The following is a 16,496-nucleotide window of genomic DNA, read 5'->3' as shown; positions in this document are numbered from 1 at the left end:
GGGAGGACCTATGTCCCATCGGATCAGCACCATGTTCACCCTGTCCATCGCCGGCCTTTTGGCCGTGGCAGGTGCGGCATCACCTGCCACGGCCGGGGGAGTTGCCCACGGCGACTTCTTGTACACAACCGCTCATGGGCTGCAGATCGGGCTGCGCAATGTTCCGACGGACAGGTGCAACGTCCTGGTGAGGGACGGCGCGACGAACGGCACCAACGCAACGGACAAGACTGCGCACATCTACGCGACCTCCGACTGCCACCAGCAGGTGGCGGTCGCTGCTCCGGGAAACCCGGGGCGTGGCACAGCATGGAACACGCCGGGCTTCGAGCCCACCGCGCACTCGGTGTGGTTCGAGTGCGACCGTCCCAGCGTGTGCTGAGCTTGTCCCTAGAGGACGATGGCTCCATTTTTGCGCTAGTTGGATGAGAGGCACCCGAACTGGCTTTATCGAGCAGTAGCGACGTCGCTTGCCGATGGGGTTGGGAGGCGCCCGGATCCACAGATGGGTGATGTCGACGAGTCTGGGAGGCACCGACGTTCTTGCCAGGGCAGCATCGACGTCCTCCTGGTGAAAGGTGCTGGTCATGCCGCGGATGTCGAAGGTCGAGCTGTGCGCGGCGATCCGGCGTGACCACCGTGGCAGCATGTCGACGGGGGAGCTTGAGCGCAAGCCCGGTGTGACGTGGCGGACGGTGCGGAAGACGTTGGACTCCTGACTCGACGGCCGCCGCCCTGACGGGCAGCGGGCCGTCGTCGCTCAGCTGGTCAAAGTGGCTTGGTGGAAGTACATGCACCAACCCGTTTCCGTCAGACGCCACAGGGAGCTTCGCCATGTTCGGCGGCCGCTGTTGTCAGCGAAATACGTCAAGTGAACGACGCCCGGAGCGAGCAAGACCCCTGACATCTCGCTGACTTTGACCGGCGACTCCGGATCAACTGAGCCAGCACTCGTCACGGCGAGGATCGATGTCGCGTCCCACCGGCGGCCAGATGCCCCGAACTCGATGAACTCAGGGTCCAGCAGATCCGAGACAAGGGCCCGCGAAGCGCGCACCTCAGGATCGAGAAGCTTCAGCTCCGCATCAGTGGCCGCTTGAACAGCTCGCTCACTCTCGTCCGCCATGCCCGAACCCTACGGCCACGTGCCATCGCTTCTGATCAAGATTTCTGGGCTGCTTGATCACAACTGCCGTCCGAGCCGATGCACAAGTGCTGTCACGAGACGTCCACAGAGCCTCACCGCCAAGGAACACGGATCGGCAGCACCGTCGTGCGCACGCTCACCGGCCTTGGCGCCGCCCTGCTCGGCGGCAGCGCGGGGGGCCGAGAACCGGGTGACGAGGGGAAACCGGCCTCCCAGCACGTCTCCTAGAGCGGACCGAGGAGCGCCGCGTCGATCATCCGCCGGGTGACGGCGGTCAGTTCGGCGAGGTCGGGGGCAGGACGGGATCTCGCGAGGGCGCCTGCGAGGCGGTCGTACAGCAGTCCGTCGGTCCAGGCCACCAGCAGCTCGGCCGCTTCGCGGGGGTGGGCCGCGCCCAGCCCGGCGAGGAGACCGGCGGCGCGGGTGCGCGCGCCGAGCCCGGCCCGGTGGAACTCGCTCTCCAGTTCCGGGTTGCGGGCGGCTTCCAGGCTGAGTTCGAAGCGGGCCAGCTGCCGTTCGCGTCCCACGGTCAGCCAGCGGTGCAGGAGCGCCGCGAGTGCGGCCGCGGCCGCGTCCCGGTCCGGCAGCGGGGGCGGCCCGTCGTCGAAGTCACCGATGTCGAGGTCGGCGAGGCGCTGGTAGCACGCGCCGATCAGCGCGGTCCGCGTACGGAAGTAGTACGACGTGCTGCCTGCGGGCAGCCCCGCGGCGGAATCGACCGCGCGGTGGGTCAGACCGCGCAGCCCGGCGGCGGCCACGGTGGCGATCGCGGTGTCGGCGATCAGTGTTCTGCGGTCAGGGGTGGACATGCCTTCACTCTACAGATGTAGAGTGAAGGCATGCCTCTACGGATGTAGAGGGCTCTGGGTGGCCGGGAGGGGAAAGCCATGTCGAAGCGTCACGTGGTCTTGGTCGGAGCGGGGATCGGCGGTCTCACGGCGGCGCTGGCCCTGCACCGGCGCGGCTGGCGGGTCACGGTGTGCGAGCGGGCGCAGGGGCCAACGGCGGCCGGTGCGGGCATCGTGCTCGCGCCCAACGCACTCCGCGCGTTCGACGCGATCGGATTCGGCGCCACCGACTGGGCGGGCGAGGCCGTACCGGCCGCGATGGGCCTGCGCCGTCCCGACGGCGGCTGGCTCAACCGGGCCGACACGGCCACGATGGCCCGGCGATACGGGCGCCCGCCGCTCGCCGTGCACCGCTCGGACCTCGCGGCAGCCCTGGCCGCAGCGCTCCCGGCCGGCACCATCCGGTACGGCGCGGCCGTGACCGCCGTGGACGATACCCACGACACGGACGGCACCCCGGTCGTCCGAACCTCGGCCGGCGACCTCACCGCCGACGCCGTCCTGGCCGCCGATGGCATCCACAGCCCCCTGCGCCGCCGGTTCTTCCCGGACCACCCCGGCCTGCGCTACAGCGGCGAGACCGCGTGGCGGACCGTACTGCACGCCGACGGGATGCCGCGTCCGGCCGCGGCCGAGACCTGGGGCCGGGGCGAACGCTTCGGTGTCGTACCGCTGGCCGATGGGCGGGTGTACCTCTACGCCACCGCCACCGTCCCGGAAGGCAGTGGGCCGACCGACGTCCGCGCCGAACTCCTGCGCCGCTTCGGCACCTGGCACGACCCGATTCCCGCGCTGCTGGAGCGGATCGACCCGGCGACCGTCCTCCAGCACGACCTGTACGACCTGGCCGCACCGCTCCCTCGCTACCACCGCGGCCGGCTGGCCTGGTTCGGCGACGCCGCTCACGCCATGACCCCCAACCTGGGGCAGGGCGGCTGCCAGGCCATCGAGGACGCCGTAGTCCTCGCGCACCTGCTCGATGCCGACGACGTACCGGCAGCCCTGGCCGCGTACACCGACGCCCGGCACGCGCGGACCAACGCGATCCTCGTACGCGCCCGCCGCGCGGGCCGGGTGGCCGGGCTCACCCACCCCCTCGCGGTCGCAGCCCGCAATACGGCTCTGCGCGCCACCCCCGAGCGGATCTCGCGCCGCGCCCTGGACGCCCTGTTCGACGGCTTCCGCCTCCCGACCTGAACGTGGCTTAGCCGACGGCTTGCTGTTTGGCGCGGGCGCGGGTGGTGGCGAGGCGGGGGAAGGCCCGTGAGGACCTGTCACGGCTGGTGATTACGCGGGAGACCGTCACGACGGTGCTGGCTGAGTTGTTCGGCCGCGGAGAGGGACGTCGCGTTGGGCGTATCGGCGGAGCCGGAGCCGGAGCCGCGCGGGGCGGGGGTGATGATGGTCGCCTTGGCGGGAGGGTCTGGTGACAGCGGGGTTGCCGGACGTGTACCGGGACATCATGGAAGTCATCGCCGACGCACCGGGCCCGCTGCAGGCCAAGCAGATTGTGCCGAGGATCGGGCTGCCGGTGACGGCCGGGAAGATCGAGGGCGCGAGGGTGAAGCTCAAGCGTCTGGTGGAGCGGGGGTGGCTGGACGAGGACGTGCCGGGACGGCTCGGCCCCGCTCGTCGCGGGCCCAGGCACCGGCCGGTCCAACTCCCGGTGGTCGGCGCGGCGTTCTGCGAGATCAAGTAAACCAAGGGGCGTTCAGAATGACTTTCAAGGAACCAACCGTGCGCAGGAACGCGCTTCCGGTCGCGGAGGCCGCTATCGCGAGCCTTGGTGGGTGTGATCACGTCGACGCGGTGGCCGTGGACCTCCCCGTGGGAACCACCGCGGTGGACTTCACCCACTCCGTGCTGTCGGCGACCCCGGAGTGGGTCCACAAGCTGCTCGAGTTGCGCGACGCGGCAATGACGCCGTTCGGGCTGCAGACGCAACAGCGGGTCGCTGCCGACCAGGTGACGATCGAGCCGGGCAGGCATCTCGGTCCGCTGCGTATCCTCACGGTCTCCGACGAGGAGGTGCTGGCGGGAGACAACGACAAGCACCTGGACTTCCGCACCTCCTTCGCCGTGCGAACGGGGCCGCGAGGGCCGGAAGGCGTGTGCACCACCGTGGTCCACTGTCACAACAACGGGGGGCGCCTGTACTTCAGAGCGATCCGGCCGTTCCACAACCTCGTCATACCGCGCGTCGTGGCGCGAGCGGCCGCCTGACCCTACTCGCCGTGGACAGGCGGTGGTTGCCGGCGCGCCGCCGCACGCCCTGACCCGTCTCGGTGCCAGGTAGTGGAGGCGCTGGACACATCGCCACTCCTGCACTCTGACAGTCAGCGTGGCCGAGGCGCCGTCATCGGCGACGGTGAGGGCCACATGTCCCAGGTGTCCCCAGGGGGTGACGATGCGGCCACCGGGGCGGGTCTGGGCGACCCACGCCCACGGGACGCGCTCGACGGCATACGTGGCGATGACACGGTCGTAGGGGCCGCCTGCGGCGCGCCGGACGAACCGTCCCGGGCACGACCTGCACCCCGGCACCCACCGCATCCAGGCGCCGCCGCGCGGCCGCCGCGAGCTGCTCATCGACCTCGACACTCGTGACCGGGCCCAACCTAGCCCGGCGAGCCAGCAAGGCGGCGTTCCAGCCGGTTCCGGTGCCCAGCTCCAGCACCCGGTGCCCCTCCTCCAGGAGCAGCGAGTCGAGCATGTCGACGACGACCGCGGTGCACGACAGACTCGAGGAGGGCAGACCCTCGTGGACCTGGGTGATGGCGGCGGCGTAGATGTCGCCATACACCTCGGCCGCCCACCCCTGTTCATCGACGGCCCGGTCGACGGGCACATACGCCTCGCCGTCCCACCGTCACAGCCGCCCCGGCGCGAACACCCCGCGGTCCAGGGCCTGGACCGCGGCGCGGGTCCACGGGGAGCGCTCGGGCCACGCCCCGTGCTCCTCCATCGCAGCCATCAACTGCCTCAGGCCGGGGGAGGGTGGGAGCGTCGTCATTTCCTGTGCTTTCCATCGCTGGGCGGCGGATCGGGATCCTTCCCGTCGGAGTTCCCGGGAGGCGGCTTGCCCTGGGACGGATCGGCCGGCGGCTTCTCATGCTTCCCTAGACATACGCCTTCCTCGCAGCGGACCGGACGCCCTCCATCGTGGCGCAGACCCCGCGTGCCCGGGTCGATGGCCTGGCAGGCCCCCGCGCACTTCATCGAACGCCTTGACGGCGGGTCGTCATGTCCCGTTCTTTCGCGTCGGAACGGAGGAGTTGCGGCGGAGTGCTCGGAGAATGCCTTCCTGGTGTTCTGCACGGGCGTCAGCAGCCCGTTGCCGGGGTGGCGAGGAGCGGCCCGAGGCGGCCGCACAGTCTCCTGCCTCCCGATCGTGCATCTAGTCGGCGGACCGCCACACCGTCGCGCTCCTCAGGAGGTTCGGCGCCGGCATCGAGGAAGACTGAACGGCCAGGGAGAGCTGCCGCACTACAGTGCAGCGCCCTGGGCTGGTTGATCTGGAGCACCGTGTCTCTGGGTAAACCGCGCCACCTTCACGGAAGGCCCCCGTCGGCATGAGGCCGCAACGGCACACCTACGCGCCGGGCCGCCCCGCAACCTACCAAAGTGACGTAGATCGCTGTTGCTTGAGTGGTTAACGGGTAGCCGATGGAGCGGTACGGCAATGACCAACAACCTTCACGGGGGAGGCTGTTCATGCAGGCTTACCTGATGCCCGGTCCGGGCGCACTCGTCCGGACCCACTTACCAGACCCGGTGTGCGGCCCGGACGAAGTCGTCCTGGCGACGGAGGCCGTGTCCATCTGCTCCACGGACATCTCCTATTACCGCGGTCATCTCATCCCCGAGTCGTGGCCGATCATCCCCGGCCACGAGTACGTCGGCCGGGTCGTGGCCGTCGGCTCGCAGCTGCAGGGCACCGTCGAAGAAGGGCAGCGCCTCACGTACTGGGGCCAGACCGACTTCGGCGGATTGGCCCAATACCGGGCCCTGCGCCCGCTGTTCCCCTCCGACGGCGCGGAGCGGGAAAGTGTCTGGCACACCGAACGCAACTTTTACGACGCTGATCAGGCCGCCGCCGTCATCGTCCCGCCAGGTCTGCCTTCCGGCCTCGCGACACTGACCGAGCCCTTGACCTCTGTTTTGCGGAGCCTGCTGGTCAACCCGCCCCGACCCGGTGACACCGTGGTCCTCCTCGGGTGCGGGCCCAGCGCCCTGCTCGCTCTGCAGGTCCTCATCCATTGCATGGGCGTCGGCCACGTGGTCGCCATCGACCGCAACCAGGAGCGGCTCGACCAGGCCCTGAAGCTCGGCGCTGCCGAGGCGTTCAACACCGTCGAACAAGCCAGTGAACTGGAGGCGTTCGTCGCCGAGCACAAGGACCACTTCGCCGACTACGTCTTCGACGCCCTGCCCCACCTGGAAGTCGACGCGCACGGCTACGACGTGCGCGAACTCGCCATGATGCTCGCCTGGCCCGGCGCCAGCTACGTCGTCTACGGCGCTACGGCCATGCCACAGAGCGTGAAAACCTGGCTCATCCTCGCCAAGGGACTGAAGGTCCAGGCCGCGCCGTTCGACGTGCGGGCATTTCCCATGCGCCGCACCGCACACGTGGCACGCACTGCCCTGGGGCTCATCGAGCACAGCGGCGTCGACATCGCGTCCCTGCTGACCGGCACCGTCGACTTCCGCGACGAGCAGGCTGTTCACGATGTCTTCCGTGCTTACGGTCAGGGCCGGTCCCTCAAAACGTCGATCAGCTTCACCTCTGACACCAACCGTCCGCAGGGGGGTAGGAGTGACATCCCAACCGGGCTCTCCTGAGTCCGCCAACCGCACCAGTTCCACGTCCGGCGCAGCCCCTTCGCGCACGGAGGTCCTTCGGGCACGGATCGCCGTCTACGGGTTCTTCTTCATCCTCGGTACGGGCTTCGGATCCTGGGTCGTACGCATCCCCGACGTGCAAAGCCGTCTGGGCATCAGCAAAGGCGCTCTGGGCGCCGCCCTGCTGGCTGTCACCGTGGGCTCGCTGGTGGGCATGCCGCTGGCCGGCTGGCTCGGCACGCGTTTGAACGGCGCCCACGTCCTGAGGATCTCCGGCCTCGTGCTGGCTGCGGCAGTTGCCCTGCCGCCCTACGCGAACAACTGGTGGACGTTGTGCGCCGCCTTGATCGTCCTCGGCCTGGGCAACGGCGCCCTCGGCGTGGCGATGAACGTACAGGGCTCCGTCGTCGAACGGCACTGGGGCCGACCCGTGATGTCTTCCTTCCACGGCGTGTTCAGCGTCGGTGGCCTGGTCGGCTCCCTCACCGGTGGTGCGATGGCTGCCCACGGCGTCTCCGCCCGTGTGCATCTGACCGCCACCGCTGCGGCACTGGTGCTGATCGGCGCAGCAGCCGGCTTGGGGCTGCTTTCCGCTCCGCCTGATCCCGACAACCGCACGAAGACCTTCGCACTGCCCACCAAGGCAGTCCTCGCCGGAGGGGCCGTGGCTTTCTGCGTCCTGTTCGGTGAAGGGGCAGTGAGCGACTGGAGCGCCGTCTACCTCAAGAACGATTTGAACGCACCCGCCGTGGCCGGAATCGGCTATGCCGCTTTCGCCGCCGCCATGGCCGCCGGTCGACTGGCCGGCGACCGCCTGGCCGCAGCCTTCGGATCGCGCCGGCTCGTGGTGCTTGGCGGGGCAGTCGGCACCGGAGGAATCCTCGCTGTGATCCTTGTGCTGCAACCGGTCGCCGTCATCGGCGGGTTTGCCCTGATGGGACTCGGGCTGTCCGTCGCCTACCCGCAGGTGGTCAGCGCAGCCGGCCGGACCGGAGCCACCGCACCCGAGACCGCGATCGCGGCCGTGTCCACCATCGGCTACTTCGGTTTCCTCATCGGGCCGCCCGCCATCGGAGGACTCGCCCAAGCCGTGTCGCTGCGCTGGTCGCTGCTTCTGGTCGCCGTGTGCGCAGCAGCCATCATCCCGCTCGCTCTGCGTGCGTTGGCGACCCCTGCCCCGCTCTTTCACAACGACGGTCAACGCGCTCAAGCACCCACGCGTACCCCCTGACCCGGTGGCCGGCGGCCCGCTCCATCCTGTGCGGGCTGTCGGCCGACGCACCCGTTCACGATGGGCGGGCGATGCCGTCTGGCCAACACGCCCCCCGCCGCAAGGAGCTCTGACCCGCCGGCCCGCCCGAGAAGACATCCGTGCGCGGACGCCATCTCGTCCGGTGCTATCGGCCCGGCCCCCAGGCCGCATCCGGAAGATTGTGCAAGTCCGTGGTCTTCGCGATCTGCACGGGCAGCGAGAGCACCACCATGATCACGACTGGGCGCGCCGTGTTGGGCAGGGCGTTCGGGGCGGGTGGCGCGCTTTTTCGGTCCCGGGCGCTTTAGTCGTCTTCGTGGGGCGGTCTCTCCAGTGGGAACAGGATCGGGCTCAGCAGGTGGAGGCTGCGGCCGGGTGCGGGCTTGTTGTGTCTCTTGGACCTGATGGCGCTGAGGATCTCGTCGATCAGTTCGGTGAGTTCGTCCTGATCGAGCCAGAGCGGTATCTGCGTGTAGCCCACCGAGTCGGCCGTCGGGTCGGCGTCGTCCCGGTCGAGGTAGGCGTTGAACTCGGCATGCAGGCTGGCCAGGGCTGCGGTGAAGCCGTGCCGGTGGTCCTCCACGGACATGGACGCGGCCTCATCGGCATCGATCACCGCACGCTCGCGGCGCAGCCGATAGTGGCGTTCGACGGCGCCGTGCACCCGCTGCTCGTCGGTGACCTCCAGCAGTCCGGCGTCAGCGAGCAGACCTACGTGCCGGTACACGGTGGTCTTGGGGATGTCGGGAAGGCTGCTGCACAGGTCGGAGGTGGTGCGCGTGCGCCCGCCGGACATGGCGTGCACGATGCGCAGCCGCACCGGATGCAGGAGCAGGTCGAGCTTGTCCACTGGAACACGATCCCATATCTGATACCGTTCCCAAAGTTGGGAATGCAGCTGGAGGAGAGTGAGCCATGACTGAGCAGCCCTCACAAGCCCGTCCCGAGACGGCCGGCGACGCCCCACCTCCGCTGGGCCGGTTCTACGAGGTCGACGGCCGGCGCCTGCTGCTGCACCGTGCAGGCAGCGGCGGTCCGGCCGTGGTCTTTCTGCCGGGTGGCGGTGGAGTCGGCCTCGACTACTGGAACGTCCACGAACGAGTCGCCGAGATCACCACCAGCGTGGTCTACGACCGGACGGGGACGGGATGGAGCGATCGCGTCGCAGAACCATGGGGGTGCGCCGAGGTCACCGGCGAACTGCGTCAACTGCTGCGCGCCGCCCAGGTGCCCGGCCCCTACGTTCTGGTCGGTCACTCCCTCGGCGGCCTGTATGCCCGCTTCTACGCGACGCGCCACCCTGAGGAGGTCGCGGGCCTGGTCCTGATGGAGACCGACCACGAGGACTACAGCGCATACATGCCCGGGGAGTTGAACCGGATGCGGGGCACATGGGACCCGGACCAGGAACTGCCCGACGGGCTCCCGCAGGAGGCCGTCGGGCTCTATCGCCGCCTGCTCGGGCAGATGATGACGGACTGGCCGCACGAGATCCGCGAACCGCTCATCGACCGCCACGTCAGCCCGGAATGGATCATGGACGGATACAAGGTGCTGCCACACCGCAGCCGTTTCCTCGACGAGATGCGGCACGCCGGACCGCTGCCCGACGTGCCGCTGATCGCCCTCACCGCCATGGACATCGACGACTTCAAGAAGGCCGTCCTGATCGGAGAATCCGAGAAGCTGCTGCACGAGGAGATCGACAGCAAGCGGCGGCTCTACACGGATCTGGCCGCGTCGGTCCCCCACGGCGAGAACCGTCTGGTTGAAGGCGCTGGGCATGCCTCCATCCACTGGCGCCGCCCCGATGCCGTGTTCCAGGCAGTCAAGGACGTGCTCGGACGATGACCACGTCTCCTCTTACGAGGGCGTCGCCATCAGACCCCCGTGAGGCGAGGTTCCCGACATCCTGGACATGGCCAGTCAGATTCTTCTTCTCGATGGGGGAGCGGTGGGCTGGAAGCTGCCGCCGACCCCGGTGTCGCGCAGCCGGCACCTCACCGTTGTCCAGGCTGCGACAGGCCCGCTGGACCGAGACGGCGGGTCTGGCCGCGGTCGGCGATCGCGAGGACATCACCACGCACAGCACCAGGACCAGAAGACGTCGGCAGCCAAGTACCGAGGCGCAGCCCGGGGATCGTTCGTCGTGGACGGCGTGAACGCCTACGTCGCAGCCGAGTGGGACCTGAACCCATTCGCGGGTGACCCTCACGGGCGGTTCCTACTGCGACCCGCACACGAAATTCCTGCGCATCGACGCGGCCGGCCAGAGCGCACAGAGCATCCGCGAGGAAGGCAGCCAGTACGCCCAGCCGCCAGAGTTCGTGGCGCCGTTCCATGACCCGAAGTCAGACGTCACCATCCGTCTCACGGTCGGCGGCGACAGCTGGAAGCCGGACAGTACCGGGACCTCCAGAGAAATCCGGCTGTCCCCTTCAGGAGCCGCGTGCGGCGCGAAAACCGGGGAGAGACTGCACGAGCGCCCGTGTCCCTGATGTGCGAGCGTCGTTCCCCAGGAATGAAGAAGATCGTTTCTGCCGCTGCGCTCGCTGTCGCGGGCCTTGCCCTTGCTGCTCCCGCTCATGCCGACAACGGCGACAACTTTGGCGGTGGAGTCAACGCGGCCCACAACTGGAACTTCGCTGCCTCTGCGGTCTGCAGGCAGGAAGTCGCCGTCGTGCCGGTCCTTGGCAACGTCGTTTCCGACCACGTCAACCACTGTTCCAACGGGAACGTCATCGACCACGCGGGGCGGTAACCGGCTGCAGTTCCCTGGTTCGGGCCCGAACCAGGGACACCGGGGGCTGGGGTCGTGTGCCGTTGCTCTGGGGCCGGGCGGCTCGGGGTGTTGCTGGCGGCCGAGGATCGGGGAGCCTCTATCGGTTTGTGCGTTGGCCGTGCCGCCGTCAGTGACGGACCGTCAGGCCTATTCGACGAGCTACCGTAGTCCGTTCAGCTGGTCCTGAGTGAGCTTGTAACGTCGTGCACGGGTGTTTGGTACCCATACTCCTAGTCTTACAAGGACGCTCTGTTCTACCCAGGGCTCCAGGCCCGGCCCGTCCGGCGAGCAGCCCCGGGCCGACGCCGGCGACCAGGCACCCGCCCCCCGCTGTGCCACCGTCCGGCCCCGCAGCCCGGCACGCAGTGCGCGGTACACGCGGCCGGAACCCCACGCGCCCCCGCCCGCCGCCCGCTGTGCCGCCGTCCGGCGACCATCAGCGAGCGCGGCCGGATCGGACCGTGAGGGAAAGATCAGACAATCCTCACGACATCCGACACGGGGATGTCGATCCTGGTCGCGTCGCCGAAGATGTCCACCGTCAACTCGACACGGCCTCGAACATGGTCAACAGCCACGACGGGGCTCTGTGAACGGTCCACCGGTGACTCGCACGTTGGTCCCGACCTTGATGTCCGTCTCGTGCGTCACACCAGCTCCCTTCGCGACGCTACGGCAATCAGCCACTGCCGACAGAATCCAACCTACCTTCGGCGCAGGGGCCGAACCGCGCGGGGCAGGCTGCGATGTGGCCACTGGCTAAAGCACAAGCTGAACGCTGTAATTCTCCGCGAGCAACAGGTGGGACATATCAGGATCAAGTCCGTGTTCGCCGCCCAGGACGCCCTGGCATCGAGGGCCTACGACGACAAGAAGTAGGCCCTGGACGAGGGCCACCTGCGGGACCTGCGCCGCCTCGTGCCGACCCCGGCCGAGGCCGCCAAGGTGAGACTTCTGCGCTGGATTGTGGACCGCCGCGCTCGGCGCCCTGATCATCTCGATCGTGTCCTGGGCGATGCACGTCTGCCTCTCCGAGGCAAGGACTGAGCGTTGGCCATCTCCTCTTGCCGGGTAGCGCAGTCCGGTTACCTCGCCGCGCTTGGCCAGCTCCCAGGGCAGGCGCCACACCCAGGCTCTGCTCCGCCTCGCCCGACGCCGGGCCGACGTCCGCTTCGCCATGCTCCGCGACGGCACGTTCTACGAACCGGGACCGGCCAGTTCCAGACGCTCACTGCGTCATGCATCGCGCGGTGACCGAGTGGAGTCCGCCTCCAGAGCAGCCAGCAACTCAGCGAATCGGTCCTCCTGCGAGGCTCCCCAAGCCAGCTCGCTCAGCGCATACGCGGTGGTCTTGAAGCCGTCTTGGTGGTGGAACTCCACACCCCACGCACCAAGCCTCACAGAGGTCACCTCGTCCAGCCCCAGGCGGTGGGTCCCCCACGGATTGACCGTCACGATCCCTTCAGGACAAATCTGAAGCCGGACCCGGAGAATCGCCCACCAGAAGAACAAACCCACGCCGACGGCCAGCCCTGTCCACAGCCCGGCCAACCGTGCCGCCTCGACTCCCGGAGAGGAAACCCACTCCGCCCAACAGGAGAGAGCCTTCACCCCCACAACAGCCGGGACTACATAGCCCGCAACGCGAGCCGCCCCGCCAATACGCCACACCGACACCGAGTCCCCACCCTGGTCATCCACGACCGCATTGTGAGCCACACAGCTCGACCAAGGACATAGGGGGCACCCCCCAGGCCCGGGCCCGCACCACCCCCAGGACGCCGAACAGCCCGGCACGTAGCGCGCCACGCACGGCCGGAACGCCACGCGCCCCCGCCGCCCCGCCCCCGCCGGGGGTTCAGAAACTTCTGTCCGGCCTTGCGCTGCCCGACCCGTGCGGCGAAACTGTCGCGGCTGGGCTCCCGGCAGGCTCGGGTCGAAGAACCAGTGACGGGCCGCCCTGTTGGGCGGCGCTGAGAATGCCGACGAGTCCGGCGCTGTACCTACCCGGCGTCCTCAACGGCTTCATAGCTGGCACCGGCCTTTCCCCCGACACGCCGAGATCAGTAATCGCCCAACGGGCACCGTGCTGTGGCCACGAGATTCGACAAGCTCGCGGTCCGCTACGAGGCGCGGTCCGTCACGGTCGACTCCCACACCGGTGGGCTGCTGGTCGACTACTGCCGTGGAGCCGGAATCGACATCGTCGTGCGAGGGGTCTGAGGCGTGGCCCACCTCGACTACGAGACGCCGATGGCCCGCCTGAACCATGAACTGGCCGGAGTTGAAACGGCCTTCATCGCCGCGGACCCCACCCTGGCGCACATCTCCTGCAGCCTCGTCACCGAAATGGGTCGCCAGTACAGTACTTCGGCGGCTTGACCCGCAGGGACCGGTTCAGCAGCGTTGCAGGACCAGCGCCGCGTTCTGGCCGCCGAAGCCGAACGACGTGGTGATCATCGCCTCGACGCGGGTGGGCCGGGCCTGCTTCGTCACGATGTCCAGGTCGATGCCGTCGTCGAGCCGATCGAGGTTGGCCGTCGGGTGGATGAGCTGATGGCGCAGGGTGAGGGCGCCCACCACGGTTTCGATGGCACCGGCGGCGCCCAACGCATGGCCCAGGATGCTCTTGGTGGCCGTGACCGGCGGCGCCGTACCGAACACGCCGTGCAGGGCGTGCGCTTCGACACGGTCGTTCAGCAGGGTCGATGTGGCGTGCGCGTTGACATGCCCGATGTCCTGGGGCGACAGGCCGGCGTCCGCGAGGGCGTTGCGCATCGCGCGCTGCGCGCCCACGCCCTCGGGGTGGGGTGAGGTGGCGTGGTGGGCGTCGCCGCTCGCCCCGTACCCGGTGAGCAGGGCGTAAGGGCGGGCCCGGCGGGCGCGGGCATCGGTGGCCCGTTCGAGGACGAGGACGCCCGCGCCCTCGCCGAGGACGAACCCGTCCCGGTCGGCGTCGAAGGGCCGGGACGCGCCGGCCGTATCGTGGGTCCGCGTGGAGAGTGCGCCCATGCGCCAGAAAGCACTTGAGGTGACGCGGCTGACGCTTTCGCTGCCTCCGGCGATGGCGATGTCGCACATGCCCGTCCGCAGCAGGAGAGCGGCCGTGCCGATGGCGGTCGCACCCGACGCGCATGCCGTGCTGGTGCACAGGTTGGGACCCTCGGCGCCCAGCGTCATGCCGACGTACCCGGCGGCCATGTTGGGAGTGCTGCGCGGGACGAGGGTGGGCGGAATCGCCTGGAAGCGCCCTTCGGCCAGGGCGGCGCTCGCCTTCGGCGTCATGTCGTGCGAGCTGCTGCCCACGCCGATGACGACGGCCACCCGGGGTGCGTCCCAGGCGCTCTGGTCCAGGCCCGCGTCGGCGACGGCCTCGCGGGCGGCGGCCACGGCGAATCGGATGAACGGGTCGGTACGCCAAGCAGGGCCGGGCGCCGCCGCCTTGAGGGGCGCCGCGGGAACCCGGCAGGCGAAGGCGACGGGCAGACCGTCGAGGTCCGGGTCGGGCGCGGAGGTCGGTACGCCCGCGCACAGACGCTCCCAGGTGTCGGGGACGCCCACGCCGGCCGCCGTGACCAGGCCCAGGCCGGTGACGGCGATGTGCATGTCGTAGGTCACCCCGTGACCAGATCGCCGGAACCGACGACGGGTGCCTCTGCCACGGCCTGAGTGACGATGCGCGCGGCCTCGTGATACGGGGTGTTGGGGGAGATGGGCAGGTCCAGGCTGGAGATCTCCTTGTGCGTCTGCGCTTCGATGGCCACGAGGAGTTCCAGAAGTCCCAGTGAATCGAGGCCGAGTTCTTCGAGGGTTGCGTCCTCGGTCAGTTGGCTGGCGGAGATCTCGAACTCCTCCACGACGATGGTCTTGAGAGATTCTTCGGTGAAGGCGGCTTCTGAGGTGGTCAAGGCGGCCTTTCTGCTGGTAGGTACCGTGCGACGCCCCCTGTGATATCGGCGTCGCAGGCCCGGCGTGCCCCGGGACACCCGCCCGCTCGCCATAATTCACTGCACTGGCGGACCACTTGGCGCCGCCTCGGCGAAGGCGCGGCCCGGGAGTCGGAACAGGGTGACGAGGAAGGCCACCAGCGTCACGCCGGCCGCGGCGAGCGCGGCATGCGACATCCCGTGCACGAACGCGTCCGCTGCCGCTGCGCGAAGCCGCTCCCGTGCTCCCGGCGGCAGCCGGCGCGCGATCGCCGCGGCGGACAGCACGTTGTCCGAGGCACTCGCGATTGTGGGCGTCAGTGGCGCTTGGCCGCGCGCGAACGTGTCGTCGAGACGAGTGGTGTACGCGCTGGAGAGAAGTGAGCCTTGTACGGCGACCCCGAGCGCGGCACCGACCTGGCGGGTGGCGTCGTTGACCGATGAGCCGAGGCCAGCACTGGAGTGCGGAACGGCATTCATGACACAGGCGGTTGTGGCCGCGGCGGTCAGTCCCGCGCCGGCGCCGCTCAGGACCAGGAAGACCAGGAGGCGTCCGTAGCCGGACTCGGCGGACGTGTAGGACAGGAACCCGAACGCGCCCACGACGGTGATCAGCCCCAGCAGCACCGTGGCCTTCTCACCCCGGCGGGATGTGACCCACAGCGACAGCGCGGCACCTGCCATGAGCCCGGCAGGCAGCGGGAGCACCCGCAGCCCTGCCTGCCACGGCGTGCAGCCCAACACCCCCTGGAGATAGAGGGTGACCACGAACAGGGCGCCGAACAGGGCGAACGACATCATGGCCAACGCCAGGGCCGCCGTGCTGACCCGCGCCGGACGCACCAGAGCCAACGGCAGCACCGGCGCGGCACTGCGGTGTTCCACGACGATGAACCCGGCGAGCAGCAGGACTGCCACCGCGTAGGCGCCGAGCGTGAGCGGATCCGTCCAGCCGCGGCCGGGGCTCTCGATGACGGCCCACACCAGGACGAGCAGCCCAGTCGCCGAAAGGACGGCGCCCGGCACATCGAAGCGGGGACGAGGTCGGGACGAGCGGGACGGATCGGCGGGAACAAGCGCTAGCGCCAGGGCGATGGCGAGGACGGCGATGGGAATGTTGACCCAGAAGGCGGCACGCCAGGACGTCGTCTCCACGAGCTGGCCGCCGACGACGGGACCGCAGGCGCCGCCCAGACCACCGACCGCCGCCCACAGGGCGATCGCACTTCTTCGTGGCGCGGGGTCGGGAAAGAGGTCGGTGATGATGCACAACGTCGCCGGCATCAGGAGGGCGGCGCCCACGCCCATGCCGGCGCGGGTGGCGATGATCTGGCCGGGGGAGTGGAAGAGGCCGCCCGCGGCCGAGGACAGAGCGCAGACGACAAGACCCGCGACGAACGCGCGTCGGCGCCCCAAGCGGTCGGTGAGCCCACCGCTGGTCAGCACCAACCCGCCCAGCGCCAGCACATAGGCGTCCACGATCCACTGGGTCTGCCGCATGCTCGCGTTCAGGTCGTCCCGCAGGTCGGGGACGGCCACATTCAGCACGGTCAGATCCAGCCCGAGCAGGAAGAGTCCCAGGCACACGGTGAGCGCGGCCCCCCACCGGCGCCGCTCCGACAGCCCTCCCACCTCTTCCCTCAAGTCCCCGGGGCAGCCTTCGACCGTCACGAATTCAGCCATGGAGCCAGCGAAC

20 protein-coding genes and 2 pseudogenes are annotated in these 16,496 nt (G+C 69.3%); 12 read left to right on the top strand and 10 right to left on the bottom strand.

The window, feature by feature from the left end:
- Positions 1-31 precede the first annotated feature (31 nt).
- Both AC07F3_RS34595 and AC07F3_RS34590 read left to right on the top strand, forming a co-directional pair.
- The gene (locus tag AC07F3_RS34595; RefSeq protein WP_479118573.1) at positions 32-382 is read left to right on the top strand and encodes a hypothetical protein; all 351 of its coding nucleotides are present in this window, start codon (positions 32-34) and stop codon (positions 380-382) included.
- A 205-nt stretch (positions 383-587) separates the two neighbouring features.
- Positions 588-719 carry a hypothetical protein gene (locus AC07F3_RS34590; protein ID WP_479118571.1) on the top strand — a complete coding sequence of 44 codons (132 nt, stop codon included), beginning with the start codon at positions 588-590 and terminating at the stop codon, positions 717-719.
- Positions 720-760: 41 nt separating this feature from the next.
- Here AC07F3_RS34590 and AC07F3_RS34585 read toward each other — a convergent pair whose 3' ends face one another.
- Entirely contained in the window at positions 761-1,126 is a 366-nt protein-coding gene (locus tag AC07F3_RS34585; protein WP_479118569.1) for a nuclear transport factor 2 family protein, read from the bottom strand.
- 245 nt (positions 1,127-1,371) lie between these two features.
- Positions 1,372-1,956, bottom strand: a complete 585-nt coding sequence (locus tag AC07F3_RS34580) for a TetR/AcrR family transcriptional regulator (protein ID WP_479118568.1) — start codon at positions 1,954-1,956, stop codon at positions 1,372-1,374.
- A gap of 78 nt (positions 1,957-2,034) precedes the next feature.
- Here AC07F3_RS34580 and AC07F3_RS34575 point away from each other — a divergent pair, with 78 nt between their 5' ends.
- The 3 genes from AC07F3_RS34575 (at position 2,035) to AC07F3_RS34565 (ending at position 4,218) form a co-directional block, all read left to right on the top strand.
- Entirely contained in the window at positions 2,035-3,192 is a 1,158-nt protein-coding gene (locus AC07F3_RS34575) for an FAD-dependent monooxygenase (RefSeq protein WP_479118567.1), read from the top strand.
- A gap of 229 nt (positions 3,193-3,421) precedes the next feature.
- Positions 3,422-3,694 (top strand): hypothetical protein, encoded by a 273-nt coding sequence (locus tag AC07F3_RS34570; RefSeq protein ID WP_479118566.1) that lies wholly within the window; start codon positions 3,422-3,424, stop codon positions 3,692-3,694.
- Between the two features lie 17 nt (positions 3,695-3,711).
- Positions 3,712-4,218 (top strand): DUF2867 domain-containing protein, encoded by a 507-nt coding sequence (locus AC07F3_RS34565; protein ID WP_479118565.1) that lies wholly within the window; start codon positions 3,712-3,714, stop codon positions 4,216-4,218.
- 192 nt (positions 4,219-4,410) lie between these two features.
- Here AC07F3_RS34565 and AC07F3_RS34560 read toward each other — a convergent pair.
- The 3 genes and pseudogenes from AC07F3_RS34560 to AC07F3_RS34550 form a co-directional block, all read right to left on the bottom strand.
- Positions 4,411-4,548, bottom strand: a pseudogene (locus AC07F3_RS34560) (protein-L-isoaspartate O-methyltransferase); the annotation flags it as partial.
- A gap of 19 nt (positions 4,549-4,567) precedes the next feature.
- A pseudogene (locus tag AC07F3_RS34555) lies at positions 4,568-4,798 on the bottom strand (protein-L-isoaspartate O-methyltransferase); the annotation flags it as partial.
- Between the two features lie 66 nt (positions 4,799-4,864).
- Positions 4,865-5,008, bottom strand: coding sequence for a hypothetical protein (locus AC07F3_RS34550; RefSeq protein WP_479118564.1), 144 nt, complete (start codon positions 5,006-5,008; stop codon positions 4,865-4,867).
- 653 nt (positions 5,009-5,661) lie between these two features.
- On the opposite strand from AC07F3_RS34550, the gene AC07F3_RS34545 reads away from it, so the two are divergent.
- Both AC07F3_RS34545 and AC07F3_RS34540 read left to right on the top strand, forming a co-directional pair.
- Positions 5,662-6,840, top strand: a complete 1,179-nt coding sequence (locus AC07F3_RS34545; RefSeq protein ID WP_479118562.1) for a zinc-dependent alcohol dehydrogenase — start codon at positions 5,662-5,664, stop codon at positions 6,838-6,840.
- Positions 6,815-8,071, top strand: a complete 1,257-nt coding sequence (locus tag AC07F3_RS34540; RefSeq protein WP_479118560.1) for an MFS transporter — start codon at positions 6,815-6,817, stop codon at positions 8,069-8,071. The genes AC07F3_RS34545 and AC07F3_RS34540 overlap by 26 nt, the downstream gene beginning before the upstream one ends.
- Positions 8,072-8,396: 325 nt before the next feature.
- On the opposite strand, the gene AC07F3_RS34535 is transcribed toward AC07F3_RS34540, so the two are convergent.
- Complete coding sequence (locus AC07F3_RS34535; RefSeq protein ID WP_479118559.1) at positions 8,397-8,942, bottom strand: helix-turn-helix domain-containing protein; 546 nt, start codon at positions 8,940-8,942, stop codon at positions 8,397-8,399.
- A gap of 65 nt (positions 8,943-9,007) precedes the next feature.
- Between AC07F3_RS34535 and AC07F3_RS34530 the strand changes: the two genes are divergently transcribed.
- The 3 genes from AC07F3_RS34530 to AC07F3_RS34520 all read left to right on the top strand — a co-directional run bounded on the left by AC07F3_RS34530 (position 9,008) and on the right by AC07F3_RS34520 (position 10,853).
- Entirely contained in the window at positions 9,008-9,943 is a 936-nt protein-coding gene (locus AC07F3_RS34530) for an alpha/beta fold hydrolase (RefSeq protein ID WP_479118558.1), read from the top strand.
- Between the two features lie 353 nt (positions 9,944-10,296).
- Positions 10,297-10,590, top strand: a complete 294-nt coding sequence (locus AC07F3_RS34525) for a hypothetical protein (RefSeq protein WP_479118557.1) — start codon at positions 10,297-10,299, stop codon at positions 10,588-10,590.
- 23 nt (positions 10,591-10,613) lie between these two features.
- Complete coding sequence (locus AC07F3_RS34520; protein WP_479118556.1) at positions 10,614-10,853, top strand: hypothetical protein; 240 nt, start codon at positions 10,614-10,616, stop codon at positions 10,851-10,853.
- A gap of 1,257 nt (positions 10,854-12,110) precedes the next feature.
- Here AC07F3_RS34520 and AC07F3_RS34515 read toward each other — a convergent pair.
- The gene (locus AC07F3_RS34515) at positions 12,111-12,575 is read right to left on the bottom strand and encodes a hypothetical protein (RefSeq protein WP_479118555.1); all 465 of its coding nucleotides are present in this window, start codon (positions 12,573-12,575) and stop codon (positions 12,111-12,113) included.
- A gap of 390 nt (positions 12,576-12,965) precedes the next feature.
- Between AC07F3_RS34515 and AC07F3_RS34510 the strand changes: the two genes are divergently transcribed.
- Together AC07F3_RS34510 and AC07F3_RS34505 are read left to right on the top strand one after the other, a co-directional pair.
- A complete protein-coding gene (locus AC07F3_RS34510) occupies positions 12,966-13,097 on the top strand; it encodes a hypothetical protein (RefSeq protein ID WP_479118554.1) in 132 nt (43 codons plus the stop codon).
- A gap of 3 nt (positions 13,098-13,100) precedes the next feature.
- Positions 13,101-13,256, top strand: coding sequence for a hypothetical protein (locus tag AC07F3_RS34505; RefSeq protein WP_479118553.1), 156 nt, complete (start codon positions 13,101-13,103; stop codon positions 13,254-13,256).
- Positions 13,257-13,271: 15 nt separating this feature from the next.
- Here the strand turns inward: AC07F3_RS34505 and AC07F3_RS34500 are convergent, their stop codons facing one another.
- The 3 genes from AC07F3_RS34500 to AC07F3_RS34490 form a co-directional block, all read right to left on the bottom strand.
- A complete protein-coding gene (locus tag AC07F3_RS34500; protein WP_479118721.1) occupies positions 13,272-14,480 on the bottom strand; it encodes a beta-ketoacyl-[acyl-carrier-protein] synthase family protein in 1,209 nt (402 codons plus the stop codon).
- 8 nt (positions 14,481-14,488) lie between these two features.
- Entirely contained in the window at positions 14,489-14,782 is a 294-nt protein-coding gene (locus AC07F3_RS34495) for a phosphopantetheine-binding protein (RefSeq protein WP_469843295.1), read from the bottom strand.
- 96 nt (positions 14,783-14,878) lie between these two features.
- Positions 14,879-16,483 (bottom strand): MFS transporter, encoded by a 1,605-nt coding sequence (locus AC07F3_RS34490; RefSeq protein ID WP_479118552.1) that lies wholly within the window; start codon positions 16,481-16,483, stop codon positions 14,879-14,881.
- Positions 16,484-16,496: the final 13 nt, after the last annotated feature.

The sequence above is a fragment of the Streptomyces sp. NPDC045846 genome (assembly GCF_056431605.1).
Note: the sequence above shows the minus strand (reverse complement) of the source record. Positions and strands in the feature narration are given on the sequence as shown.

Coding starts and splice junctions, on each gene's coding strand:
- AC07F3_RS34490 (WP_479118552.1), bottom strand. CDS start 16,483: ATGGCTGAATTCGTGACGGTCGAAGGCTGCCCCGGGGACTTGAGGGAA.
- AC07F3_RS34565 (WP_479118565.1), top strand. CDS start 3,712: ATGACTTTCAAGGAACCAACCGTGCGCAGGAACGCGCTTCCGGTCGCG.
- AC07F3_RS34575 (WP_479118567.1), top strand. CDS start 2,035: ATGTCGAAGCGTCACGTGGTCTTGGTCGGAGCGGGGATCGGCGGTCTC.
- AC07F3_RS34590 (WP_479118571.1), top strand. CDS start 588: ATGCCGCGGATGTCGAAGGTCGAGCTGTGCGCGGCGATCCGGCGTGAC.
- AC07F3_RS34530 (WP_479118558.1), top strand. CDS start 9,008: ATGACTGAGCAGCCCTCACAAGCCCGTCCCGAGACGGCCGGCGACGCC.
- AC07F3_RS34580 (WP_479118568.1), bottom strand. CDS start 1,956: ATGTCCACCCCTGACCGCAGAACACTGATCGCCGACACCGCGATCGCC.
- AC07F3_RS34545 (WP_479118562.1), top strand. CDS start 5,662: ATGGAGCGGTACGGCAATGACCAACAACCTTCACGGGGGAGGCTGTTC.
- AC07F3_RS34595 (WP_479118573.1), top strand. CDS start 32: ATGTTCACCCTGTCCATCGCCGGCCTTTTGGCCGTGGCAGGTGCGGCA.
- AC07F3_RS34520 (WP_479118556.1), top strand. CDS start 10,614: ATGAAGAAGATCGTTTCTGCCGCTGCGCTCGCTGTCGCGGGCCTTGCC.
- AC07F3_RS34585 (WP_479118569.1), bottom strand. CDS start 1,126: ATGGCGGACGAGAGTGAGCGAGCTGTTCAAGCGGCCACTGATGCGGAG.
- AC07F3_RS34550 (WP_479118564.1), bottom strand. CDS start 5,008: ATGACGACGCTCCCACCCTCCCCCGGCCTGAGGCAGTTGATGGCTGCG.
- AC07F3_RS34500 (WP_479118721.1), bottom strand. CDS start 14,480: ATGCACATCGCCGTCACCGGCCTGGGCCTGGTCACGGCGGCCGGCGTG.